Consider the following 22,687-nt stretch of genomic DNA (forward strand, 5'->3'; position numbering starts at 1 on the left):
AAAAAGGGGTGTTTTTCCAACTTTCGGAAAAACACCCCTTAAGCTTTCACTCAGGCTAAGTTTCAGGCGCTTTCTTTCGGCGACTCAATGTTTTTGGCAACGGTTGACCCATCGCTCAAAAGCAGGGTAGGCCGCTCTTTGCCGTCAACCGTCGCTTTCGTAATGACACATTTTTCAATGTCGTCACGGGAAGGCAATTCGAACATCACGTCCAGCATCATGCTCTCAATAATCGAACGGAGACCGCGTGCACCCGTCTTGCGTTCAATAGCCAGCTCGGCAATGGCACGGAGTGCGTCTTCCGTGAATTCAAGCTCAACATCGTCGAGTTCCAGCAGTTTTTTATACTGTTTGACCAATGCGTTTTTCGGCTTGGTTAAAATATCAACCAGCGCATCTTCATCGAGCTGATTCAATGTCGAGATGACCGGCAAACGGCCGATAAACTCAGGAATTAAGCCGAACTTCAGTAAATCTTCCGGCAGCACATGCTTCAGGGCGTCGCCGCGCTGCATTTCCTGATTCTTTGCGCCGACCCCGAAACCGATCACCTTTTTGCCAAGACGACGCCTGATGATCTGTTCAATACCGTCAAAGGCGCCGCCGCAAATGAACAGGATGTTGGTGGTATCGATCTGGATAAATTCCTGGTGCGGGTGCTTCCGCCCGCCCTGAGGCGGAACACTGGCTACCGTCCCCTCAAGAATTTTGAGCAGCGCCTGCTGAACGCCTTCACCGGACACGTCTCTTGTAATTGACGGGTTTTCCGATTTTCTCGCGATCTTATCAATCTCATCGATGTAGATGATTCCCTTTTCCGCTTTTTCAACGTCATAATCCGCGGCCTGAATCAGTTTCAGCAGAATATTTTCCACATCCTCGCCGACATAGCCTGCCTCCGTCAGCGAAGTGGCATCGGCAATCGCGAACGGCACATTCAGAATGCGCGCAAGTGTCTGGGCCAGCAGCGTTTTCCCGCTTCCTGTCGGGCCAATCATCATGATGTTGCTCTTGGACAGCTCGACATCGTCCGGTTTTTGTTTTGAATTAATTCTTTTATAATGATTATAAACGGCTACAGACAAATTTTTCTTGGCATCATTCTGCCCAATGACGTAATCTTCCAGAATGGCGCAAATTTCCTGCGGCTTTGGAATATCCTTGAATTCAACTTCCTCATCCGTGCCCAGTTCTTCTTCTACAATTTCCGTGCATAGCTCGATGCATTCATCGCAAATGTAGACGCCCGGTCCAGCGACAAGCTTGCGGACCTGATCCTGAGTCTTTCCGCAAAAAGAACATTTCAATTGTCCTTTTTCTTCGTTAAATTTGAACATGTTTTCACCCCTATTCATTCTATCTTTCATCGAAACTCCAGACAAGAGCGAAGCATCCGGCCAACTGTAGTCATTCGTCTGAAGCAGGCCGTCTCCTCATTCGACTATTCTTTCCTTTTTCGTGCCGGGGAACCGACCGGGCAGCCCATACCCGGTTCCCTGTGAACAGACAGATGGTGCCGACCGCTCTGTTTCGTTTATTCGTCATTCTGCCGTCCCGGCCGCCGCATCCGGTTTCTGAACCCTTCCGTAGCCTGCCGGTCAGCAAATGGCGCACCCTGAAACAGGAGGCGGGACCGTATCCCGTTCAAAGTCCGGCAGACACTCACGTTCCCGGCCGCTGTCCCGCCAGTCGGCGAGTTTTTTTATTACAAATTCTTTATGTACGCATTGTAACATAAAAAAACTCTCCCGATAAGCCATATGCCTTTTAGGACAAATATACAACTATATTTTGGGCATGATCCTGAATCAAACGTCAAACATGCGTGTATCCTTATCTGATAATGATGAGTGGACAGACGCCGTGATTCATGCCTGTCCACCCATTTTATGATTATTTATTTTCAGTATGTCTTCTTATTCTTTTTCTTCTGTTTCTTCTTTTGCTTCTGCCGCTTTCGGTTTGCTGTTTTCAACAAGGAAATCGACAGTTTTTCGGAGCCGGACATCTTCTTTGACCAGATTTTCATTGCCGAGAGCCGATTTCAGCTGATCTACACTTAGTTTGTATGTTTCAGCCGTTTTTTTCAGTTCCTCTTCTACTTCTTCATCCGTCGGTTCAATATTTTCCGCATCGGCAATAGCCTCAAGCGTCAGATTGGCACGCACACGCTTTTCAGCATCGTCTTTCATCTGATTGCGCAGCGCGTCTTTGTCTTGGCCTGAAAAGCTGGCATACATTTCCATTGTCATACCCTGTGCTTTCAGGCGCTGTTCAAATTCGCCCAACATGTGGTCCTGTTCACTGGAAATCATGACTTCAGGGATATCTATTTCAGCATTGTCAGCCGCCTGGGTTACAACACTGTCGCGCTTGCTGTTTACCGCGTCCGATTCTTTATGTTCCTTTAAATGATTCTTAATCTTTTCTTTAAGCGCGTCCAGGGTTTCAACATCATCGTCGACGTCCTTGGCAAATTCATCGTCCAGTTCCGGAAGCTGCTTTGATTTGATTTCATGAACCTTGACTTTGAAAGTTGCTTCCTTGCCCTTTAATTCTTCAGCATGGTATTCCTCGGGGAAGGTCACAACAACATCCTTTTCGGCGCCCGCTTTCAGACCGACCAGTTGATCTTCAAAGCCCGGGATGAACGAACCTGAACCGATTTCCAAAGAATAGTTCTCGGCTTTGCCGCCTTCAAAGGGCTCATCGCCAACATATCCGTCAAAGTCAATGACAACCGTATCGCCCTGCTCCACTTCGCCGTCTTCCTTGACGACAAGTTCAGCGTAGCGTTCCTGCAGATGCTTGATTTCATGAGCCACATCTTCATCCGTGACTTCCGTGCTTTTTTCTTCCACTTCAAGGCCTTTATAATCGCCCAGCTTGACTTCAGGCTTGACCGTCACGTCCGCCTTAAGCACAAGTTTCTTTCCCTTGCCGATCTCTTCCACATCCACCTGCGGCTTATCTACCGGTTCGATACCCGTCTGATCAATTGCTGCGGAATAAGCGTCCGGCAAAATAAAATCGATCGCGTCTTCATACAGCGCCTCAACACCGAAACGCTGTTCAAACAGCACCCGCGGCACGCGGCCTTTGCGAAAACCGGGAACATTCACCTTTTTGACGACTTTTTTGAAAGCCTTGTCAAGCGCCTGGTTAAAGCTGTCGGCATCCACTTCAAAGGTCAGTGTGCCTGTATTGCCTTCTTTTTTTTCCCATTTTGCTTCTACAGTCATTTATTCTTACCTCCAACATCTATCTTCATACTTTTTGCAACACGGCTTTTTGTCTGGTCTGCCGTACAAACTTTCGCGCACTGCCTCTGCCCGCAGGCATGGGAATGCCGGTCTGCCTTTTTCTGCAAATCAATGACAACCATCATATTATAACATAAGAGTCATTTGTGAAAAACGTATTTATGCCAAATTTATTACCGGATTCTCTACCACGTTCCCCGGACCTCGATTTCCCTGACAGTCCTGACGGCAGCCTGAAACTCTTTTCTGGAGACATCAAACAGATCAAGGATCCGGTCTTCCTCCCATTCAATGTCGCCGGCCATGGCGGCACGGATGGAAAAAACGGCGGCCCATACTTTGGCTGACGGAGGATCAAGCGGTTTTGGATAGGCATTCATTGTAAAGAATCGTCCGACATTTTTAGCCAAGTCCGCTAAGGTAGGGTTTTCAGAACTGAGCACGCTCTCGATCTGCTTTTCAATCTGATCGGCGAATTCTTTATAAAGAAATTGGCTGTCGAAGGTCACATGGTATACTTCTCCAAATTTGCTGACCTTGATTTGGCTTGCCAGATGGTTTTCCTTAATCACACACATCAGCATGGTTTTAACTTCCGGGTTTTGCTTTTCATCAAGCAGAAACTGCTTCATCCGCGGCAAATATTCATTGTTCAGCCGCCCGGCCAGTTTTCTGATCAGTAGCATCTGAGTTTTTGGATCCGCCTTCTCAAGCGCCGGCCAGTCGATCGGTTCTGAAGAGCGGAGGTCCCGCGAGCTCCCGTTCGTATGCGGTTGCCGCTTCCTCCCCGGCGTTTCAGCGACCTGTCCCGGCTCGTTGATGCGAAGCTCGCAAAACCGCTTCATCTGGCGGAGAAATTCTTTTGTATCCGCGGAGAGATCTTTTCGGCTGTTCATTTGATCGATTTTATCGAGCGCGCCCTGATAATCCTTTTTTTCTATCAATATGGTCAGATACAAACGGAACACGTCGTCATAGTGAGGGGCGCCCCCTTCAAGCAGCTGTATGACGGCTTCCTCGGCCTGATGATAATCGCCCAGTTCGACCGAACAAATCGCCCAGCCGTACAGGCCTTTCAGATCGCCGGCATCCAGTTCCAACAGCTTGCCAAACAAGGGACGGGCCTCACCATAATTTTTTTCTTCGACCAGTGACATCGCCTTATTCAGAAGCCTGCTTTCCAAATCCGGGAGCATGACCACTTTTCCCTCTCGGCGAACCGGTTTTCCATTTTTCTTCATTCTTTCCCGTCCCGTTCCGTTGGTCTTTGCTTTTAGAATATCAGTTTCGCCCCGGCTTAGCAACGATTAGAGAGCAGGGACGCATTGGACCGACTGAGATGAGCGGGATGGATAATCATATGTTTTTATTTTCCACAAATAAAAAAACATATGTTCGTGTATAATGAAATCAGATATTCAAAAATGGGGGGGACACCAATGGATCGCGTGATCTTTCTCGTCGATATGCAGACCTTTTACGCCTCATGCGAAAAAGCCGATCATCCGGAGTTCAAAAATAAACCGCTGATCGTGGCCGGCGACCCGGAACAAAGAAGCGGCATCGTGCTCGCGGCCTGCCCTTTGGCCAAGGATTTTGGCGTCACGACAGCGGAACCGCTCGGCCAGGCGCTGAAAAAGTGTCCGCATGCGGTTATCCGGCGGCCGAGAATGCAGCATTACATCGACGTCTCTGTTCAGGTGACCCGTCTTCTGGAGCAATTTACAGATCTTGTCGAGCCTTATTCTGTCGACGAGCAGTTTGTCGATGTAACAGGCAGCCTGCACTTCTACAAATCCCCTTTTGCAATGGCCGAACACATTCAGCAATCGATAGCGGACGAAGCCGGCGTGTTTGCCAGAATCGGCATCGGCCCCAATAAGGTGCTGGCGAAAATGGCCTGCGATCATTTCGGAAAACACAACGTATCAGGCATTTTCGAACTGAATCGGGACAATCTTGAGCAGCTCCTCTGGCCGCTGCCGATCGGCGAACTATTAGGTGTCGGGCATCGCATGGAACAGCATTTGCTGGGCATGGGCATCCGCAGGATCGGCCACCTGGCCAATTTTCCGATCGACCTTCTGCGGAAAAGGTGGGGCGTGAACGGCGAGCTGCTGTGGATGACTGCCCGAGGTATCGACACCTCACCCGTTTCTCCGGGAACATTCAGCGAACAAAAAGCGATCGGCCACCATATGACGCTGCCCTACGATTATGCGAAAATTAAAGACATCCGTGTCATCCTGCTGGAACTCAGCGAGGAAGTCGCCTACCGGGCGCGGGCAAAGAAGTACAGGGGCCATGTCGTATCCGTCGGCGTATCCGGCGTTTTCGAGCGGCACACCGGCTTTCACCGGCAAATAAAGCTGCCCTTTGCGACCAATTTCGGCATGGATATCTACCGGGCGGCCGACCGCCTGTTCACCGAAAGCTGGGACAGGCAGCCTGTGCGCAGTGCCGCTGTCACCCTGTCCGCCCTGCAGCCCGCGGATAGCTACCAGCTTGATCTGTTTGCGCGTCTCGAGGAAAAAGAAAAACTGAGCGCCGCCGTCGACACCATCTATCGAAGATACGGAAAAACAGCCATTTTTCGGGGATCCTCACTGATGCCGTCCAGCCAGCTTCAGGCGCGAGCAAATAAGATAGGCGGTCATTACAAGGGATAAACCGGCACTGGGAACCCTGCCGGCGCGCACCCTTTCAAGCTGAAAGACGTAGTAAACACCGGGACTCTGCCCGAACAGCACGGCATTCCTCCGAACCGGTTCTAAAAAAACTCCGCCTGTCCTCTGTGAAACACCGGACAAACGGAGCTTTTCTCTTCGGATTTACAGCGATGCGCGGAGAATATCCAGCGTATCTTCCTTGTTCAGTTTCCTGAACTGGCCGAATTCGCCCCTTGCCATTGCGCGCTCGGCCATCAAATCAACTCTGCTGCCGTCAATAGCATAGTCAGCGAGGCGGCTTGGTGCACCGATACTTGTCCAGAACGAACGCAGCGCTTCGATCCCTTCAAGAGCAATCTCGCGATCCGTTTTCCCCTGCGGATCGACGTGGAAGACGCGTTCAGCAAGCTGTTTGAAACGGCCGATGTTAACTTCCAGATTGTGCTTCATCCAGTTTGGAAAGATAATGGCCAGCCCGCCGCCATGCGGAATATCATAGACAGCGGAGACGGCGTGTTCGATATTGTGTGACGCCCAGTCTCCGGCAAACCCCATGGACACCATACCGTTCAGCGCCATCGTCCCGCAGTAAAGAATCGTCTCGCGATGCTCATAGTTTTCAAGATCGTTCACGAGCTTCGGCGCCGTCTCGATCACCGTCTGCAGAATGGATTCGCACAGGCGGTCCTGCAGCGGCGTGTGTCCCGTCTGATGAAAATAGTGTTCAAAAACGTGTGCCATCATATCGACAATGCCGTAGATCGTCTGATTTTTCGGCACAGAAAATGTGAAAGCAGGGTCAAGGATGGAGAAAGCCGGATAGGAATAGGCACAGCTCCACCCATATTTTTCGTGAGTGTCCCAGTTTGTAATTACCGAATTGGGATTCATCTCGGAACCGGTTGCCGCCAATGTCAGCACCGTCCCAAACGGAAGAGCGTCATAAACCGGTTTTTTGCGCGTCACAAATTCCCACGGATCGCCGTCGAACTTCGCGCCCACGGCAATTGCCTTTGTACAGTCGATGACACTGCCGCCCCCGACCGCAAGCAAAAACTGGATATCCTCTGTCAGGCAGACATCAATTCCTTTTTTTACAGTGGTCAGCCGCGGGTTCGGTTCAACGCCGGCGAGTTCATAGGTCTCGGCATGAAGACCGTCAAGAATCTGTTTCACCTGATCATAAAGGCCCGTCCGTTTGATGCTTCCGCCGCCATAAACGAGCAGCACTTTTCGGCCGTATTTCGGAATCTCAGTTTTCAGCTGCTCCAGCTGTCCCTTGCCGAAGATCAGCTTCGTCGGATTGTGAAAAATGAAATTATCCATGTTCCATCGCCTCGCTAAATAAAGTTTAGGAATTTTCTCAGGAAAACCGCCGAACAAAATGATCCCTGCCTGCCTATTATACTATACTTGAACTCCCGGTGTACTTTTGAGGGCCTGCCGGCGAATTTTACAGCCATGCGGAGGCTCCGCCATCTTTCCGGTTTGACAAAATATTGCGGATTCCCGGCACTGTTTTCCCTTTACAGCGGTCCATTTCAGGAGTACGATAGCTTCGTGAAAAACAAATGATTCACTGAATTCTGCGGGAATGACACGGGCGCAGAGTGATTCTATGCGGCCTGTTTCCTGCCGTGGATTTCGATATCATTTGATGCATGAAAATATTTAGCAGTCTTGAAAGGAGCTCACAACATGAATGTCGCTTTTTTCATCACGCCAAAAAGTGAATGCAAATACGTGTATGATTATTGGACTATGAGACAGGCTATGGAAAAAATGGAACACCATCGCTATACAGCCGTTCCGATTTTAAACAAAAAAGGAAATTACGTCGGCACGCTGACCGAAGGCGATCTTTTATGGAAGCTGAAAAACAGTGGCGATCTTGATTTCAGGCACGCCGAATCCATCATGCTGAAAGACGTTCCCTTATATACCGAAGTAAAGACGATCTCGGTAGACGACGAAATAGAGAATATGATCGACACCTCCCTCTCGCAAAATTTCGTTCCCGTTGTAGACGACTTCGGGATATTCATAGGAATTATCAAGAGAAGAGACATCATTGCGTATTTGTCCCGGCTAATGAAAAACATGAGTAAGCAAGATACAGGCGCTAAAGTGTGAAAACGGCACGAAGCGGCTAAATGATCCAAAAGCAGGCTGGCGACTGATCATCTTCCGTCATTCGGAAGATGATCAGTTTTTTCTACCCTCTTCAAGAAATGTTCTTCATCTTTTTTTTACATAAATCCATTATAATGAATGTCATGATCAAAAAATCGACATTGGATGTGTTCAAATTGCCTTTTCTAAGTTACCGATTTATTCAGACCGGACTCTCACTGCTTCTCGCCCTGTTTCTGATATGCTTCGCCGTTCAGCTGACGCTCCTGTTCAAACCGCTCTACTATTTCGACATTCAGTACCTGAACATCCCCGCACAGTCGAATCTCAGCCAGATAAGAATTGTCGAGAACTATAATTACATGATTAATTATTTGTTGAACCCGATCCCGCAGGCTTTCCATCTGCCGTCGCTCCCCTATTCACAGCATGGGCGGATTCATTTTGAGGATGTAAAAAGGATCTTTACATGGATCGACATTCTTTTGCTTGTTACAGGCATCGCAGGGGCCGCAGGCCTTTATTTCAACATCAGGAATAAAGACTTTCACTTTTTAAAAACGACTTCGATTGCACTGATTCTTTTTACCATTATTCCGCTGACCGCTTTTTCCTTGGATTTTAACGATTCGTTCATAATCTTTCACAAACTGTTTTTCAGAAATAATTACTGGATCTTTAACGCCGCGACGGATCCGGTCATCACGATTCTGCCTGAAGCCTTCTTCTTTCATGCAGCCATGATGGTTCTCGGGCTGATTCTCTCCGCTGTCGTTTTACTTATGATCGCCCACAGAAAATTAACCCGGAGAACACGCGGATGATCACTGCCGAGACAACCGCACATTCTTCACGCTGATCATATTCTAAAAAAAAAAACTGATTGTACTGCTAGCTCATGTTAGAGCTCAAAGGATGAAACAAACCGATGAAAAATATGACGGATTTTTTTCTTCATTCGACAACAATTGAGCCCATTTAACAATCAGCTCAGTAATCGGAAGCTATTTTATGAAAAAACGGGCTGAAAAGCTTATTTCCATGTGTTCACAGAAGCACACAGCCGGACAATCGTCAGTAATGAGCAGAGAATCGACAGTAAAGGGTTGAGAATCAGCAGTAAATGGCAAAGAATCGACAGTAAACGACCTAGAATCAATAAGTGTGAAAAATCAGAACAATCCTGTGGGTAAATCATGAAGTGCCTGCATGAGCATCAGTATCTGTATGAATTAAAGGGGTACTCAAAAAAAAAGCCCCAGGCTGAGGGCTAAAAAAAAGAGGCTTAAAATAAAAAGAGACATGATTTGCCTTACCAGGCTCTCTCAGATTAATCCATTTTTCTTAAAAAATACTTAAAAATGCCGGCCGGCCCGCTGACCCCCTTTATGTGACTTATGGTAGATGAAAAACCAATGCGCACGAATTCCGAACCCAAAGAGAGCGTTTTTTAAAGAACACATTTCTGCCTGGGTGAATACCCTGTTCATGACAAAGGAGGAATGTGAAAATGAATCAAGAAGCCGGCCAGTTTTATGATTATCGGGATATAACCAGCAATTACCCCACTAACTATCCGATGGAAGAAAATCCGAGCCATTATCACCACCATGACCATAAACAGATCAAAGATTTGTGTGAAAAACACATTAACTATTACGTTATGGGGCATTTAAAAGACGGAAGAGTCATTGAAGGGATCATTTTAAGCGTTGATCATGAATCCGTGACCATCCTTGTTGTAGAAAAAGATGATCATATAAGAGAAGGAGATACCAGACAGTTCGGGCGTTTTCCCGGATTCTTCCGTTTTTCTCCTTTTCGCGTTCCCTTTCCTTTTTTCAGATTTCCTTTCATTACACCCTTTTTGTTTCCGTTTTTCTTTATTTAAGGGACTATTATGTATCGCCCGGAAACCCGGGCTTTTTTTCATTATGTCCCGCTTTCTAAGCAGATTTCCGGGAGAGCACGGCAAACTGTGCGGGCAGCTTTATTCGCAGTCCATTTACACCAATGATTTTCCATGGTCATGTATTTTTTACCAGCTTATCAACAACAATAAAATGTGTATGTTATTAAAGCACAGCGTTAAAAGGGATAAATTCCGGAGTGTATTCCGGCTGATGCTGATCGGATTCGTACAATTTTATTGTCGTAACCGACTTCAGGACTGTTCTTAATGATGCAGGATCCATTGTTTGTTTTCACGCTCATGCAATCGCGCTCTTTCGTCTTTAATCGCTCGAATCCGGCTCATAATCCTTGGAACTTTTACGGACATAACCATTTTGCAGAATAAAGGCAAGGTGACTTACATAATGATTCTTCTCATTGTTACCATGATCACTTTTTTTCTTATCATTGTTTTCATGCCGAAAAGGCTGACGATAATCGAATTTTATTCGACCTCGCTTGGAACGATCATTCTTCAGATGACGACCGATTATGTTCTGCAGTTTAAGTATCATTTATACGGCTATTTTTCCCGTAAAAGTGTCGACTTCGAAGCATTGCTTGTGTTCTTCATTGTCTTTCCGTCAATCAACATTATTTATCTGAACTTTTTTCCAGCACAATCCGGCATTTTCAAGAAAATCATTTACTTTGTTGGTTTTTCCGCGTTTGCAACCGCGTATGAATGGCTGACCGTCCAAACAGGCATCTTTTACTACACCGGCTGGAAACTTTGGTATTCATCGATTGTGTATCCCGTTCTGTTTATAATTCTGCTCTTGAATTTAACATTAGTAAGAAAGATCATCTCCTTAAGCAAATGACGCCGCATCAACCTTCTGCCCGCTAAATGGGCGTATTAATCATTCCGCTTTCGTCCATCCGCTCATATACTACATCAACATGTAAGAGAAGGAGGTGTCGCTAATGGGAGCTCCTGTTGCCGATGGATACGGATGCGGATATGGTTACGGAAGCGGAAGCGGATTCGCACTGCTCATTGTCCTGTTTATCTTGTTGATAATTATCGGCGCGACGTTCTGGTATTAATAACGAACACCGACAAATCCAAACCTATTTTCAGCTGTTCACCTCCTTTAAGCAAAGGGCACCCCGAACCAGGTGCCCTTTTGATCATTAAAAATAGCTCTGCTTACTGGGCGATTATCTTCTGTCGGGGCGATTCTCCGCCTGAACGGGGCGATTCCGGACAAATTTGGGGCGATAATTCACTGTCCTGGGGCAAATAACTCTGATTACTGGGCAATTCACTCCTGTCGGAGCGATTCTCCGTCTGAACGGGGCGATTCCGGACAAATTTGGGGCGATAATTCACTGCCTTAGGGCGAATAGCTCTGATTACTGGGCGATTATCTTCTGTCGGAGCGACGAATTCCTGTATGAGACCAGGAACCTGACGAATGATCCGCTGCTCATATGCTTCCACAATGCTGGCCTGTTATTCGCAACACATTTATGATGCACAATTTCCTTTTTTTGCATGACATCTTTTTTTGTTACATAAACCAAAATAACTTTGGGGGTGAAAATCAACATGAGAAATGGTAATAATTTTTGGCCGTTTTTAGCAATTTGTGGAGCAGTTACCGCAGCTTTTATATGGTTTAGAAATGGTCAGAATAATTTGCCTCAGTGGGCCCAGCAGCCGATGAATCAAATGGGTAGAACGGCGCAGCAGATTGCTGGAGCCTTCAATCCTCAGGGTTGATCATTTTAGAACACCACCATGTAAATAAGCCCCATGCTGAAAGGCTGGGGCTTGTTTTGCATGCTAAAAAGGATTTCATGTAGCTAATCAAGCATCCTTTATACGAAGTCGACGAGACAAGAAAACTGCTCAATAATATCTTAATTTTCCTTTGTTTCCCCTGTGCTCTAAACGCAGGGATTTTTTGGGTCATTGAACCCTACTGCTGCATATACAATAAGGTGATGATTTAAGAGAATACCTATAAAACAAGACAGTCAAAAATAGGAGGAAGTTGTTATGAGCAAGTTTGTTTTACCGCCGCTTGGTTTTCCTTTCGATGCTTTGGAGCCGTATATCGATAAAGAAACCATGATCATTCACTACACCAAACATCATCAAACCTATGTAAATAACTTAAACGCCGCATTGGAAGGTCACCCTGAATTGAGCAACCTGTCTTTAACAAAGTTGTTGTCCAATCTACGCGCACTTCCGAAAGATATTCGAACAAAGGTACAAAATAACGGCGGAGGCCATTATAATCATAGCCTATTCTGGAAAATATTGACTCCCGGCGGCTCAACCCAGCCCGTCGGCAACTTAAAAAAGGCGATTGAGCATGAGCTGAATGGATTTGAAGCGTTTAAGATGCAACTTTCAGATGCCGCAGCCAATCATTTTGGATCTGGATGGGCTTGGCTTGTTTTAAATCGGCAAAAAAAATTACAAGTGACCAGTATGAACAATCAAGACAATCCCGTGATGATTGGAAAAATACCACTATTAGGTCTCGATGTGTGGGAACATGCTTATTATTTAAAGTATCAAAACAGAAGACCGGAATACATTAAAAATGTTTTCCACCTCTTTAACTGGGATTTTGTTTCTAAAAGATATGACAAAGTACTTAACCAATCCAGAATATCTGGAAACGTTTAAAGAACGGATAAAATAAAACAGGCCCCCAAAAGACGCCTTTACAAAGTTCAGATGATCAGGCATAGAGCGTTTAAAAAAACACAAATTTTAATCGGCCATTGTAAATCATTATGTATCGCCAGTCAATGACCGGGTTTTTTTACGATTTTTATTATGCTTAGATGGAAATATCTCTTGACACTACTTTAAAGGCACACCCAGAACTTGAGCTGCGGTCTTAAGATTATCTCGATTTACTTTGATGAGTTCTGTAATTTTTGTATTGTTTTTATTCGTAATAGCATCTTGAAGCTCATCGTATTTTCCATGAATAGCTTCAGCATCGTTTTCCCCTTTTTTTGCTTTCAATGGTGGGAGAATAACGGCATGAAATTCATCATGAAGATTGTTTGCAAGAGATACAGCCGATTTAAAATCTGCTTTTTTAATGTCTTGCTCAATTGTTGTAAAGCCATCAAGTTCATCCTGAAAGGCTTTGGACAAAGGCTTTTGACTGCCGCCCATTGACATCCCTTTCATCGAATCCTTTGTTGCGGATTGTGCGGCATTATTGTTTTGCGATGTTCCACAACCTGTAAGAAAAAGAACCATAATGACTCCAATCATCGCTGTAATTATTTTGTTATTCATTTTAATTTTCCTCTTCTTTTCTTGATTCTTAACACTATATTTACCCACATCCAAATACCTGAAATACTCAGTACAATCATACAAATTGCACCTAAATCGGTAAGCCAAACAAATGACGTATTTCCAACATTTCCGGAATGCAGGGCAAAAATAAGTTCTTGCAACCTCATAGCGGTATTCGAAGAGTAACCGATAAGAGAACGATGATTGAGTAGAATTCCCGTTATGGACAGGAGTAAGACGAGTAAAGAACCGACTAATCCGGCGGTAAGGTGTATCATTCTCAGAACTTTATACATAGACAACACCCGCGTTTTATTTTTTTCCAAACAATAAAAGGTTTTCCACTATGATATATGTCGAAAAAAGTAATTTGAAATCTAATGTGCCCGTTCTACACAATAAAATGGGTATTGTTCGCTTGCCGTTTTTTTCATGACGTTTTATCTGGCTTGAGGCCGGATTTAAAGTGTCTGTACTTAAATCCATTTGCCTCGATCGATTAAAGTGTAGGAACTGGATTCACTTCGATTAGGGGAATAAGAAAAAGAGCCCGAAAAAGGGCTCAAAAGAATGGGGGTGATATTCATAAAGGCCACTGCTACTCTAAAAGAGTAACAAACTAATATTACTCAGATATAACAGCACTTCGAATATATTGTAACAGCCTGTGTAAAAACAACCTTCTCGGGTCTGGAAGCGAATCATCTCTTTTTTTGAAACATAAAAAAGAGTCCCGAAAGGCTCTTAATATAAACAAACATTAGCTCTTCTTAATCATCCATGATCGATAAGGCAATTTGTTCTCGACTAAATAAACGATTCTATTCAACACATAAGCCAGAGCTACGATTACAACGATAAATTCGATCATAACCAGCTTATGCTGATCATTCACCATATTCAAGAACAGCGGATGAATCAAATATATCTCGTACGCGATTGAACTGGCAAAAATGATGATCTTGGTAAATTTTAGAATGTGCTTATATATATGATATAAACAAAAGAAACATCCCAAACGAAAAGTTGAAAATGACCTGCATTGCGATAAAATTGAATGCAGTCAAATAATGGCTGTCAAAAGTCGGATTTCTGAGTAAAAGCACCTCCGCAATACCGATAGCAAGCATCAAAACCAAAATGACTGGCTTATTAAACAATCTCTTTTGAAACCATTCTTTATAGTTTGAAATTAGTACACCAAATGGAAACGAAAAAATCTGAAACGAAAATAACTGGTTGTCCAAATTAAACCATGTGATCAGAATGCCAGCCGCGAAAAGGAGCGTGGTCCTTATTGCACTGTTTTGAATTAGTAATCCTGTGACAAAAAAGGCAATATACCAAACGGCAATCAGTTGTAAAAACCAGTAGAATCCTGTAAACAGGTGGATCATCAACAACTGTTGTGCAATTTCTAATATCCCGGGAAAATCGCTTATCATAAAGATGCCTATCAAGAATATCATCAGTACCCAGTACGGAACAAACACCTTTTTAATCCGCTTGATGAGATAATGATCGAGCCCTCTTTTCTTGAAGCTCTCATTGATGCCGTAACCGGATGCAGCAAGAAATAAAAACACACCAAGTGGCCCAATCTGGTCAGTCAGATGTATGGCGTAGACTTGTCCGATGTGGTGAATCACAATGAGTATAATTCCTATCCCTTTTACAATATTGGTGTGGGACATAGACATAAAAGAGTAATTCAACTTCTTGGTGTCTTTAAACGGCAATAAAAAAGAGAGAAATAATACCAGTATAAAAATAATCAGAAGGTTAATCTTTAACATTGGCTTCCTCCAAATCTTTTCTTTCATACTGATATTATAACTATTCTAAAATTAGAGTGGGCCAATATTTTCTCGTGAAAATTAATTTTTTAAGCTGCAGTAGGTCACAAAAGGTTTACGACTGATTTTAATCTCTGTACAGCTACCTTGAAAACCTGCTGCATAAGCCTTACAAAAGCCGGATGTTGGCATGAATTTATCAGAATATTAGTATAAATATACTCTATTAAAATTATTTTCTCTTTTTCTCAGTAACACTTAAGCTCAACTCGACGTTATTCGGAACTGGAGCCTTTTAGAAAAGAAGGATACGATAAATGAAAGCAGTACAAGGACCGTTTCTGATATAAAGTCTTGAAGCTGGATTTTTCCTAAGCAGATTATCGGATCAACGGATGGGAGGCAATTGCTCATTGGCATGTATGTCACCCTTCTCAATAAACGCTTTAAACCGTTCATATATTTGTTTTATTTTAGGTAGGGAGTTATCTTTAAATGCAAAAATGGTATTCTTCATTTAAAATCTCCTTCTGACATGTTAATTTATTTAAAATTGTACCTTTTAAAAGGTCAACAGACGTAATAATAATCTTATATTCGAAGACAAACAATTTCAGATATATAAAAGGAGGAATTGTATGTATATTCCAAAGCACTTTCAAATTGACAATAAAAACGTCATTTATGACATTATTAATGAAAATGGTTTCGCTACGCTATTTTCCGAGCATCAAGGGCATCCCTGTGCCACTCACCTACCATTGACCTTGGATAAAGAAAAAAGCTGCTTGTATGGACATTTTGCGCGGCCAAATGAGCATTGGAAAGACCTAGAGGATCAAGAAGTCCTTGCTGTTTTTCATGGTCCGCATTGTTATATATCCCCTTCCTGGTATGAAACCGATCGAGCCGTTCCTACATGGAATTATGTTGCTGTTCATGTATACGGCAAGGTTGAGATCATAGAGGGTAAAGAGTTAATGAATTCCTTAAGCGATATGGTCGTAAAATATGAAAGACCAAACAGTTCATATCAATTCGACCAAGTGGATTCTCGCTTTATAGAGGGCATGACCAAAGGGGTTGTAGGATTCAAAATAAAAATTAATAAAATTGAAGGTAAAGCAAAGCTAAGCCAAAATCACTCAATTGAACGCCGGGAACTTGTTATTCAGCAATTAGAACAATCTGCGAACGAAGATGATCGAAAAATTGCACATTTTATGAAGGAAATATTGGAAAAAAAGTTTAATTGAGCAAATAGGCCTTTATTCATAATAAAGCGAAGGTTAGTGCGAGAGTTCTTTTCATTTCCAGGGAGTCATCGAAGCAGGCACTTATTACTTGAAGGGATCAAGGATGACGAGAAAGTTTCTTCACTTCTTAGCTTTTATTATGTTTCTATCCGTGACTAGCCATGGATTGGTCTTAACGGCTTAAGGAATTAATGCCCAACCAATAATCAGACTTTCCATTTGAAAGGAGCCTGACTGGTCATCGAAAAATATAAAGAACAGCAGTGAAAATCTTGATTTAGCCATGCTGCGTGACACTTACCTCCGAATGCTGATCTATTTGTTTTGCAGAAAAAGCACCCTTCCGGATGCCTTATCCAATACTATTTAAGCATTCATCATTTCTTTTTAACATAATCTATTTTGATACCAGGCCGATCATCACAGGCATGCACCAACCATTTATCTTCATTTTTTTCGTTTAATCCTAACAGTTCCAATACTTCTATCAAAGCACTGGGTCCAGCTGCGTTATGACCATGACCTAATTTACCCTCAACAACAAGAGTATTGTTGGTTCCAATAATGGTCGTCTTCTGATAAACATTTTCTTGATCTCGTTCATGCAACAAGCTTTTAAATTCGCCGAGCAGGTGCAAGTTAATTCTAATAAATTCGAGCGCTTCATTGACTACATTTCCTTCATAAGAGATCATTGCTACCCTCCTTGTAATCTGGGTATTAAGACTAAATTTTATTTCATTATACGACGAAAAGAATTAATAATAGACAAATATCGTCATAAACAGTCAAATATACCCAATTCATTGTTATTTTAAAGGCCTTAATCCATTTTTTGAACATTATTAGGTATATGGTCTTGATAACACGTTAATGGTTGAAAAGAAGTCATTTAAAATACTATTAAAACAGGTCAGATTTTGAACAAAAGAAAAAGCACCTATGAGAGTGCCTTATACATTGTTAATGTTAAGTTTTTTATGCGAGGACGTTGAATTAAAAGGTGTTTAACCGTTAATTCAACATCCTCCAGCTGACCGGCAGGACTTATCTTACTTTTTAATTATTATTTTCTCCTATAACATTCCATTCTTTGTTCTTTATCTGTAATGATTTTTGCAGGCAAAAACTATATGCATATAACCGTTCCAAATCTTTTCGTTGTTTCCAGAAATAATAAAATAGTAAAAGAACCACTAAGCTAATTAATATTGGTTGTGTGACATCATGAATTTTAAATATATTTTCAATAGTTAATATAATCCCGAATAGACCAGTGACGAAAGCAAAAGACGGTACAATAGCGTTTTTGTGCCTTTCTATCTCTCCCAATATCGCATCGTTTAAATACTTCAATTCATCTTTAGTGTGATTTTTTGCTAATTTGTCAATAAAATTGACTATGTCTTTATTACTTTTAAATTTCCCTGACTTTTTATAAATACGATTTAAGTACACTCTAGCAGATTCAGCTCGGAGTAAACTCGTTTTTTCGATTCCAAGTTTCGACGATGTATTCAAAACTCCTCCCCCTTGTCCCACTTCACGCGCTTCACCTTCCCTGGTGCGTTACGATGGTCGTCTCTCCGTGTTTCGGCAACCTCGTTATTCTTGCTTTTCCATCACACACCACATTGGCAAAGGTTCCTTATGTCCCATTATATCAATATTTAACTGCATTGAACGCGGATCTATCTTCATTTCTTTTTATCGCATCGAAATCCCTTCAGTGGTAAAATTAAGGAGTTGAGATTGCTCGAAGGATCCGGACTTTTTAAATAAGGAATGGTTAATATATGAGAAAATTCTTAAATGAATTAATTGTAGCGTTATGGTTTTTTATTGTCGTTTTTTTCTTCTCATTAATAACCGACAGCAGATTTTTCCCGTTGTTCATTCTGTGCGCCATTGTTCTATATTCAGGTGAAAAAGTAATCAGGAAGTTTTTCCATAGATAATCGAACTGCAACTGGCAATCTTTGGCGTCCTCCTTTGCAAAAAAAGACACAGAATAATGGCTTTTAACCGTATTCCGTGTTCTCCAGATGACGGGTAGAATAATTAATTTTTTCCCGAAAAATCTATACCCTTTCCGGCAATATAGCGCGCATCGGATAGAATTCTTCCATAAGAAGCCCAGATATGACTGCCGGATCATTTGCGATCATGGATTGGACCTGATCCGCACTGTCAACTTCAATAATTGCCAAGCCATACCCGCCGCTAGGGTCAAAAACAGGGCCAAAAACATGAACGGTTCCCTTCCTGAGCTGTTCTGTCCAGTAGGCAAAGTGACGCAGCATTATTTCCCTTTCATCTTCGGTCATATCTTGTTGAAATGTTGGCCTCGGTGGAATAGCCTTTAAAGCGAAGTGCTTCTTTTCCAGCATCAATATCCCTCCAAAAGGTAAATAATTACTCCATACAAGTCTGGATTATTTTGAAACCTAAGTTAAGTTCACAAACCTAAAAAAATATCTTTCTTTATATACTGTTTCGTTAGATTCATTCAAAACTCCTCCTCCCCTCGTCCCACTTCACGCACCTCATCTTGTCCTGGTCCGTTATTATGCTTGTTTCTCCATGATCGTTCAAATCTGCCATCTTGGCCTTTTCAGGTCTGATTTTAGCACTTTTGGTATCTTGGAATTTGTCTTCAGTCTGAAGGTACTCGCGTATACAACACAGTTAACTAAAATGCAGACAGCTTGATCAGAGATTAAAGAAGCTGGAAGAAAAAGAGTGAGTGGTGTTCAAATGCTCTGTTTTGTCGTACGACGGATTATCCCCAATCTGGGTGTTGTTTTCACTTGAGCCGCAAAACAATGATCCACATTTAATTGAGGAAAGCTTGATATATCTACCCCTTCTCCCCAAATAGGTTTTTTCACTCATCAATTTGTACCTTTCGCCAACCACCTGTCCGCTCATATATTGCACTATTCCGTGACAAGGAGGTGCTTCTCTTGGGATATGATGGTGGATACAGCGGCGGATATGGCACAGGCAGCGGATTCGCTCTGATTGTTGTGCTGTTCATTCTGCTGATCATTGTTGGTACTTCGTTCGTGTATTAATTACATCTGATTTATCCTTCGACACTCAGCATTCCCCCATTGGGCACCTCCGCACAAGGTGCCCTTTTGATCATTAAGTTAAATTCCCGTTCTAGATCAAACTCTTAAGAATATGAATTACTGTTTCAAAATCTTGTTTTTAAAAAGGAGCCGAATAAATGGAAATTCCTGTTTCTGGTTTCATGTATCATTCTGATGATTCGAATCCGCTTCATTCCCATCAACTTTTTATAACAAGTTGGGACGGCAGGCCAGTTCATGTTCACGAGTTTCGCGGGGTTACCTCTTTTGATGTAGGGCACGCCCACAAATATGCCGGAACGACCGAACCCGCTCCCAGCGGTGTCCCACATACGCACAGATACTTTACGTTTACTTCTGTCGATGACGGTCACCGTCATGAGATAAGAGGTGTAACAGGTCCAGCCATTCCCCTTCCGGGCGGGGGCCATTATCACGAGTTCAGAGGTACGACTACAGTAAGCGGTGCGACTCCTCATACACATAAATACTCAGGCAAAACAAGTCCGGAAGTTCAATAAAGTCATATGTACAACGAGCTCATGTCTGCTGCTTTATTACGTTAATTCTTATCCAAACCCATACAAGTATCCCCTATAAAGGGCACCTTGCACCGGGTGTCCTTTTGAGTACTCAACTAAATTTCTCTCCTTAACTTCTTGCCATCCGTTCCGTAAACTCGCCCTCAAATTATCGTTCTGCAGTAGGTCACATCAGTAAACCTTCTGCCTTCCTCCATCCAAAAGAGCAGGATCCATCTTTGCCCACTCATTTATCCATCTCCCTAAAATCTTTTTCATTCTTATCCGCAAACTCAATTCATAAAATATAAACAAACTTTAGTGGGGTTGTGATCATCATGTCTCCTCAACATATCAGCACAGCAGAAAGTGAGTTAAGAAATTATTTACGAATTCTCTGGGAGCAACATGTTTATTGGACTCGATTGACGATCATTGGAATCGTGTTTAGCCTCCCTGACACTGAACTCACAACGATGCGTCTGCTCCGCAACCCAAAAGATTTCGAACAAGTCTTAGCCCCTCTCTATGGTTGGTTCTGCGGTTGCCGCGCAGTTTGAAAAATTATTCACCGAACACCTGGTTATAGCCGCTCAGCTTGTTCAAGCTGCGAAAGCAGGTCATAGCGCAGGTGCTGCAGATGCTGAAAAAAGATGGTACGCCAACGCTGATGTGATCGCTGCTTTTCTCGGTCATATCAATCCGCATTGGTCCGCCAAAAATTGGCAATCGATGATGCACGAACACCTGGCTTTAACTAAAGCTGAAGCTGCCCAACTGTTGACGAAAAAGTATTCTGAAAGCATCTCTACTTTTGATCGAATTGAACCTCAAGCTTTAACAATGGCTGATGTCATGGCATATGGTATTGCCAGACAGTTTCCCAGTAAATTTTCTATGTGAATGAGTATGACGCCCTTCCTATCACAGTTTTTCCATCAAATTCCGCTTAGAAATCCTTCAAGCTCAGCCGCCCTTCCGATCTTCGTCCGTTATGGCGCGAGGCTTGTCCGGCTGCTGCTTGTTCCTCCATTCAAACTGGCTGCCGCTTGTTTTTTCTTGCTCAGATATTCTTTCAGAAACTTTGATTTCATAGAAAGGGTTGCTGCTGGTTCTATTTCGAAATAACCCTATCAAGATCGACACAGGGATGCTAAAACACGAACCGATTATGCATCCTTTATAAAAGTCGTCATGATTACTCATAAAATCATCCTCTAAAATTTTCTAAGTGAATATTAGTACTGAAGAGCTTCTATACTTAATCCCCTATCTAAAAAAACTAGCAAAAAAAAAATGAACAATACAGGAAAGCGGATAATCGCTTTTGTGAGATAAAAAAAAGCCCGCAGGCCCTAATATCAGTCAATTATTGAAATAAAATAGATGGACTCTGTTCCTTCACCAAAGAATTTCTTTTTCACAAAATAGGCTCAATGTTTGTTGTCAATTTTGTCCTGATCCACTAAATTGATTTTCTGACTCTTAGCAAAAGTCGAAAGAGCAACAGGCAATCTACTTGTGTTAATTTTCGCATCTGGACGGGACATATCGAACGAACGTGAATGACCGTTTTCGAATTCCTTATAAAACAAAAATGTGCTCACTGAACCACTCCTTTATAACCATTATAAAAGAATGGCGTACAGATAGCCTCATTTTTTTGCGTAGTAGCATCAACTGTCGTCTGTCAGTCAATAAGTCTTACCTCCTTACTGAAAACGGACATGAAAAAGAGCCTTAACGCGGGCTCTGAACAGGGTTTGAAAAAAGAAAATCTTATTGTTTATTCTTGTTGTTTTCATTCTTGCTGTTCTCATTCTTCATGGCCGACCACAAAAAAATAGAAGTAAAGACAAGAGCGCCAATCATGAAAGCTGAGCTGCCTAATAGATTAATCCACATTCCATTCAATAGACACACCACCTGACACTAGCGTAGCCAAATATGGTTTAAAACATACAACCTAAGAAGGTTGGCTCTTTGGCCTTTTTCCCATCACCAAATTCCTCCAAAGGCAAGATTGACCTTCTAAGCTGAAAGCCCGATCTTTTTGAGTAAATTGCTTAATTGATGAGAAATTAGGCACATTTATCTATATTTTTCATGTGTTAATATACCTATAGGGCAAATTTTACGAAAGTAAAAGACGCAAAGCCACGGACCTAAAGTATTACTTTTTACCATGGCAGCCGGGCCGCCAGGAATTTATCCTGCACAATCGAACTGAATGCTCTTTTCTAATTTGCCCCTTCTTATTGAAAAGAGGGTCCTTAGTTTTGAATAAATCTGTTCTCATTGTTGATGATTCACGGTTCATGAGATCATATATTAGTGACAAAATAGATAATAAACTTTTTACCGTCGTTGGAGAAGCTTCAAATGGTCTCGATGCTGTGAATCAATATCTTTCTCTTCATCCTGATCTCGTCATCATGGATATTACAATGCCAATTATGACGGGAATTCAAGCTTTAAGAGAAATCATCGGCTACGATCCAAAGGCGAACGTAATAATGTGTTCATCATTAGGAAGCAAACAGTTAATCATTGATGCATTGATATACGGTGCTAAGGAGTTCGTGCTGAAGCCATATTTCGATGATATCAATGAAAAATTGGGTAAAATTTTTGATTCAACGCCTTCAGCCCATACCGAATGATCCGGCAGCTGATTATTAGTCGCCTTTGCATCACTTTAAAAATCCGCGATTT

Annotated in this window: 28 protein-coding genes and 1 riboswitch; of the genes, 13 read left to right on the forward strand and 15 right to left on the reverse strand. The window is 42.8% G+C overall.

The window, feature by feature from the left end; translation table 11 throughout:
- Nucleotides 1–62 precede the first annotated feature (62 nt).
- From clpX to IEX81_RS00845, 4 genes are all read right to left on the reverse strand, one after another.
- Entirely contained in the window at nt 63–1,337 is a 1,275-nt protein-coding gene (clpX, locus tag IEX81_RS00830; RefSeq protein ID WP_188800863.1) for an ATP-dependent protease ATP-binding subunit ClpX, read from the reverse strand.
- A gap of 261 nt (nt 1,338–1,598) precedes the next feature.
- Nucleotides 1,599–1,736, reverse strand: a complete 138-nt coding sequence (locus IEX81_RS00835; protein WP_188800865.1) for a hypothetical protein — start codon at nt 1,734–1,736, stop codon at nt 1,599–1,601.
- A 180-nt stretch (nt 1,737–1,916) separates the two neighbouring features.
- A complete protein-coding gene (tig, locus tag IEX81_RS00840; RefSeq protein WP_188800867.1) occupies nt 1,917–3,242 on the reverse strand; it encodes a trigger factor in 1,326 nt (441 codons plus the stop codon).
- A 206-nt stretch (nt 3,243–3,448) separates the two neighbouring features.
- Entirely contained in the window at nt 3,449–4,504 is a 1,056-nt protein-coding gene (locus IEX81_RS00845; protein WP_188800869.1) for a tetratricopeptide repeat protein, read from the reverse strand.
- A gap of 198 nt (nt 4,505–4,702) precedes the next feature.
- On the opposite strand from IEX81_RS00845, the gene IEX81_RS00850 reads away from it, so the two are divergent.
- Nucleotides 4,703–5,932 carry a DNA polymerase IV gene (locus IEX81_RS00850; protein ID WP_188800870.1) on the forward strand — a complete coding sequence of 410 codons (1,230 nt, stop codon included), beginning with the start codon at nt 4,703–4,705 and terminating at the stop codon, nt 5,930–5,932.
- 162 nt (nt 5,933–6,094) lie between these two features.
- Here the strand turns inward: IEX81_RS00850 and IEX81_RS00855 are convergent, their stop codons facing one another.
- A complete protein-coding gene (locus IEX81_RS00855; protein WP_188800872.1) occupies nt 6,095–7,258 on the reverse strand; it encodes an iron-containing alcohol dehydrogenase in 1,164 nt (387 codons plus the stop codon).
- Nucleotides 7,259–7,630: 372 nt separating this feature from the next.
- On the opposite strand from IEX81_RS00855, the gene IEX81_RS00860 reads away from it, so the two are divergent.
- From IEX81_RS00860 to IEX81_RS00880, 5 genes are all read left to right on the forward strand, one after another.
- Nucleotides 7,631–8,065: a CBS domain-containing protein gene (locus IEX81_RS00860; RefSeq protein ID WP_188800875.1), complete on the forward strand. Its 435-nt coding sequence runs from the start codon at nt 7,631–7,633 to the stop codon at nt 8,063–8,065.
- Nucleotides 8,066–8,241: 176 nt separating this feature from the next.
- Nucleotides 8,242–8,889: a TIGR01906 family membrane protein gene (locus tag IEX81_RS00865; RefSeq protein WP_229727414.1), complete on the forward strand. Its 648-nt coding sequence runs from the start codon at nt 8,242–8,244 to the stop codon at nt 8,887–8,889.
- Between the two features lie 686 nt (nt 8,890–9,575).
- On the forward strand, nt 9,576–9,956 hold the full coding sequence (locus IEX81_RS00870) for a hypothetical protein (protein WP_188800877.1): 381 nt from the start codon (nt 9,576–9,578) through the stop codon (nt 9,954–9,956).
- A gap of 427 nt (nt 9,957–10,383) precedes the next feature.
- Nucleotides 10,384–10,842: a CBO0543 family protein gene (locus tag IEX81_RS00875; protein ID WP_188800879.1), complete on the forward strand. Its 459-nt coding sequence runs from the start codon at nt 10,384–10,386 to the stop codon at nt 10,840–10,842.
- Nucleotides 10,843–10,945: 103 nt separating this feature from the next.
- Nucleotides 10,946–11,068: a YjcZ family sporulation protein gene (locus IEX81_RS00880; RefSeq protein ID WP_188800880.1), complete on the forward strand. Its 123-nt coding sequence runs from the start codon at nt 10,946–10,948 to the stop codon at nt 11,066–11,068.
- A gap of 103 nt (nt 11,069–11,171) precedes the next feature.
- On the opposite strand, the gene IEX81_RS00885 is transcribed toward IEX81_RS00880, so the two are convergent.
- Nucleotides 11,172–11,465 (reverse strand): hypothetical protein, encoded by a 294-nt coding sequence (locus IEX81_RS00885; protein WP_188800883.1) that lies wholly within the window; start codon nt 11,463–11,465, stop codon nt 11,172–11,174.
- Nucleotides 11,466–11,573: 108 nt separating this feature from the next.
- Here IEX81_RS00885 and IEX81_RS00890 point away from each other — a divergent pair, with 108 nt between their 5' ends.
- Nucleotides 11,574–11,747 carry a hypothetical protein gene (locus IEX81_RS00890; RefSeq protein WP_188800884.1) on the forward strand — a complete coding sequence of 58 codons (174 nt, stop codon included), beginning with the start codon at nt 11,574–11,576 and terminating at the stop codon, nt 11,745–11,747.
- Nucleotides 11,748–12,026: 279 nt separating this feature from the next.
- Entirely contained in the window at nt 12,027–12,668 is a 642-nt protein-coding gene (locus tag IEX81_RS00895) for a superoxide dismutase (protein WP_188800886.1), read from the forward strand.
- 180 nt (nt 12,669–12,848) lie between these two features.
- On the opposite strand, the gene IEX81_RS00900 is transcribed toward IEX81_RS00895, so the two are convergent.
- The 3 genes from IEX81_RS00900 to IEX81_RS16655 form a co-directional block, all read right to left on the reverse strand.
- The gene (locus tag IEX81_RS00900) at nt 12,849–13,298 is read right to left on the reverse strand and encodes a hypothetical protein (RefSeq protein ID WP_188800888.1); all 450 of its coding nucleotides are present in this window, start codon (nt 13,296–13,298) and stop codon (nt 12,849–12,851) included.
- Between the two features lie 986 nt (nt 13,299–14,284).
- The gene (locus IEX81_RS00905; RefSeq protein WP_188800890.1) at nt 14,285–15,097 is read right to left on the reverse strand and encodes an acyltransferase family protein; all 813 of its coding nucleotides are present in this window, start codon (nt 15,095–15,097) and stop codon (nt 14,285–14,287) included.
- 388 nt (nt 15,098–15,485) lie between these two features.
- Entirely contained in the window at nt 15,486–15,614 is a 129-nt protein-coding gene (locus IEX81_RS16655; protein WP_268239283.1) for a hypothetical protein, read from the reverse strand.
- A gap of 121 nt (nt 15,615–15,735) precedes the next feature.
- Here IEX81_RS16655 and IEX81_RS00910 point away from each other — a divergent pair, with 121 nt between their 5' ends.
- A complete protein-coding gene (locus tag IEX81_RS00910) occupies nt 15,736–16,353 on the forward strand; it encodes an FMN-binding negative transcriptional regulator (RefSeq protein WP_188800892.1) in 618 nt (205 codons plus the stop codon).
- Nucleotides 16,354–16,730: 377 nt separating this feature from the next.
- On the opposite strand, the gene IEX81_RS00915 is transcribed toward IEX81_RS00910, so the two are convergent.
- The 4 genes from IEX81_RS00915 to IEX81_RS00930 all read right to left on the reverse strand — a co-directional run bounded on the left by IEX81_RS00915 (nt 16,731) and on the right by IEX81_RS00930 (nt 18,743).
- A complete protein-coding gene (locus IEX81_RS00915) occupies nt 16,731–17,048 on the reverse strand; it encodes a hypothetical protein (protein ID WP_188800894.1) in 318 nt (105 codons plus the stop codon).
- 364 nt (nt 17,049–17,412) lie between these two features.
- Nucleotides 17,413–17,874 (reverse strand): hypothetical protein, encoded by a 462-nt coding sequence (locus IEX81_RS00920; RefSeq protein WP_188800896.1) that lies wholly within the window; start codon nt 17,872–17,874, stop codon nt 17,413–17,415.
- Nucleotides 17,875–17,905: 31 nt separating this feature from the next.
- On the reverse strand, nt 17,906–17,986 hold the full coding sequence (locus tag IEX81_RS16755) for an XtrA/YqaO family protein (protein ID WP_308424056.1): 81 nt from the start codon (nt 17,984–17,986) through the stop codon (nt 17,906–17,908).
- Between the two features lie 448 nt (nt 17,987–18,434).
- Nucleotides 18,435–18,743 (reverse strand): YciI family protein, encoded by a 309-nt coding sequence (locus IEX81_RS00930; RefSeq protein ID WP_188800898.1) that lies wholly within the window; start codon nt 18,741–18,743, stop codon nt 18,435–18,437.
- Between the two features lie 576 nt (nt 18,744–19,319).
- Here IEX81_RS00930 and IEX81_RS00935 point away from each other — a divergent pair.
- The 3 genes from IEX81_RS00935 to IEX81_RS00945 all read left to right on the forward strand — a co-directional run bounded on the left by IEX81_RS00935 (nt 19,320) and on the right by IEX81_RS00945 (nt 20,875).
- Nucleotides 19,320–19,430: a YjcZ family sporulation protein gene (locus IEX81_RS00935; RefSeq protein WP_188800900.1), complete on the forward strand. Its 111-nt coding sequence runs from the start codon at nt 19,320–19,322 to the stop codon at nt 19,428–19,430.
- A 158-nt stretch (nt 19,431–19,588) separates the two neighbouring features.
- Complete coding sequence (locus tag IEX81_RS00940) at nt 19,589–19,972, forward strand: YmaF family protein (RefSeq protein WP_188800903.1); 384 nt, start codon at nt 19,589–19,591, stop codon at nt 19,970–19,972.
- Between the two features lie 528 nt (nt 19,973–20,500).
- Nucleotides 20,501–20,875, forward strand: coding sequence for an acetylglutamate kinase (locus IEX81_RS00945; RefSeq protein WP_229727415.1), 375 nt, complete (start codon nt 20,501–20,503; stop codon nt 20,873–20,875).
- A gap of 63 nt (nt 20,876–20,938) precedes the next feature.
- On the opposite strand, the gene IEX81_RS00950 is transcribed toward IEX81_RS00945, so the two are convergent.
- Nucleotides 20,939–21,178, reverse strand: a complete 240-nt coding sequence (locus tag IEX81_RS00950) for a hypothetical protein (protein WP_188800905.1) — start codon at nt 21,176–21,178, stop codon at nt 20,939–20,941.
- A 573-nt stretch (nt 21,179–21,751) separates the two neighbouring features.
- Nucleotides 21,752–21,886: a hypothetical protein gene (locus IEX81_RS16660; RefSeq protein ID WP_268239275.1), complete on the reverse strand. Its 135-nt coding sequence runs from the start codon at nt 21,884–21,886 to the stop codon at nt 21,752–21,754.
- Between the two features lie 202 nt (nt 21,887–22,088).
- Nucleotides 22,089–22,177: riboswitch (cyclic di-GMP riboswitch) on the forward strand.
- 74 nt (nt 22,178–22,251) lie between these two features.
- On the opposite strand from IEX81_RS16660, the gene IEX81_RS00955 reads away from it, so the two are divergent.
- On the forward strand, nt 22,252–22,635 hold the full coding sequence (locus IEX81_RS00955) for a response regulator (RefSeq protein ID WP_188800907.1): 384 nt from the start codon (nt 22,252–22,254) through the stop codon (nt 22,633–22,635).
- Nucleotides 22,636–22,687: the final 52 nt, after the last annotated feature.

The organism is Sporolactobacillus putidus, from assembly GCF_014647035.1.
Taxonomy (GTDB): domain Bacteria; phylum Bacillota; class Bacilli; order Bacillales; family Sporolactobacillaceae; genus Sporolactobacillus; species Sporolactobacillus putidus.

Bases quoted from the DNA above. Each gene is read 5' to 3' on its own strand.
- clpX (WP_188800863.1), bottom strand. From the start codon at position 1,337: ATGTTCAAATTTAACGAAGAAAAAGGACAATTGAAATGTTCTTTTTGC.
- IEX81_RS00835 (WP_188800865.1), bottom strand. From the start codon at position 1,736: ATGTTACAATGCGTACATAAAGAATTTGTAATAAAAAAACTCGCCGAC.
- tig (WP_188800867.1), bottom strand. From the start codon at position 3,242: ATGACTGTAGAAGCAAAATGGGAAAAAAAAGAAGGCAATACAGGCACA.
- IEX81_RS00845 (WP_188800869.1), bottom strand. From the start codon at position 4,504: ATGAAGAAAAATGGAAAACCGGTTCGCCGAGAGGGAAAAGTGGTCATG.
- IEX81_RS00850 (WP_188800870.1), top strand. From the start codon at position 4,703: ATGGATCGCGTGATCTTTCTCGTCGATATGCAGACCTTTTACGCCTCA.
- IEX81_RS00855 (WP_188800872.1), bottom strand. From the start codon at position 7,258: ATGGATAATTTCATTTTTCACAATCCGACGAAGCTGATCTTCGGCAAG.
- IEX81_RS00860 (WP_188800875.1), top strand. From the start codon at position 7,631: ATGAATGTCGCTTTTTTCATCACGCCAAAAAGTGAATGCAAATACGTG.
- IEX81_RS00870 (WP_188800877.1), top strand. From the start codon at position 9,576: ATGAATCAAGAAGCCGGCCAGTTTTATGATTATCGGGATATAACCAGC.
- IEX81_RS00875 (WP_188800879.1), top strand. From the start codon at position 10,384: ATGATTCTTCTCATTGTTACCATGATCACTTTTTTTCTTATCATTGTT.
- IEX81_RS00880 (WP_188800880.1), top strand. From the start codon at position 10,946: ATGGGAGCTCCTGTTGCCGATGGATACGGATGCGGATATGGTTACGGA.
- IEX81_RS00890 (WP_188800884.1), top strand. From the start codon at position 11,574: ATGAGAAATGGTAATAATTTTTGGCCGTTTTTAGCAATTTGTGGAGCA.
- IEX81_RS00895 (WP_188800886.1), top strand. From the start codon at position 12,027: ATGAGCAAGTTTGTTTTACCGCCGCTTGGTTTTCCTTTCGATGCTTTG.
- IEX81_RS00900 (WP_188800888.1), bottom strand. From the start codon at position 13,298: ATGAATAACAAAATAATTACAGCGATGATTGGAGTCATTATGGTTCTT.
- IEX81_RS00905 (WP_188800890.1), bottom strand. From the start codon at position 15,097: ATGTTAAAGATTAACCTTCTGATTATTTTTATACTGGTATTATTTCTC.
- IEX81_RS16655 (WP_268239283.1), bottom strand. From the start codon at position 15,614: ATGAAGAATACCATTTTTGCATTTAAAGATAACTCCCTACCTAAAATA.
- IEX81_RS00910 (WP_188800892.1), top strand. From the start codon at position 15,736: ATGTATATTCCAAAGCACTTTCAAATTGACAATAAAAACGTCATTTAT.
- IEX81_RS00915 (WP_188800894.1), bottom strand. From the start codon at position 17,048: ATGATCTCTTATGAAGGAAATGTAGTCAATGAAGCGCTCGAATTTATT.
- IEX81_RS00930 (WP_188800898.1), bottom strand. From the start codon at position 18,743: ATGCTGGAAAAGAAGCACTTCGCTTTAAAGGCTATTCCACCGAGGCCA.
- IEX81_RS00940 (WP_188800903.1), top strand. From the start codon at position 19,589: ATGGAAATTCCTGTTTCTGGTTTCATGTATCATTCTGATGATTCGAAT.
- IEX81_RS00945 (WP_229727415.1), top strand. From the start codon at position 20,501: ATGGTTGGTTCTGCGGTTGCCGCGCAGTTTGAAAAATTATTCACCGAA.
- IEX81_RS00950 (WP_188800905.1), bottom strand. From the start codon at position 21,178: ATGAGTAATCATGACGACTTTTATAAAGGATGCATAATCGGTTCGTGT.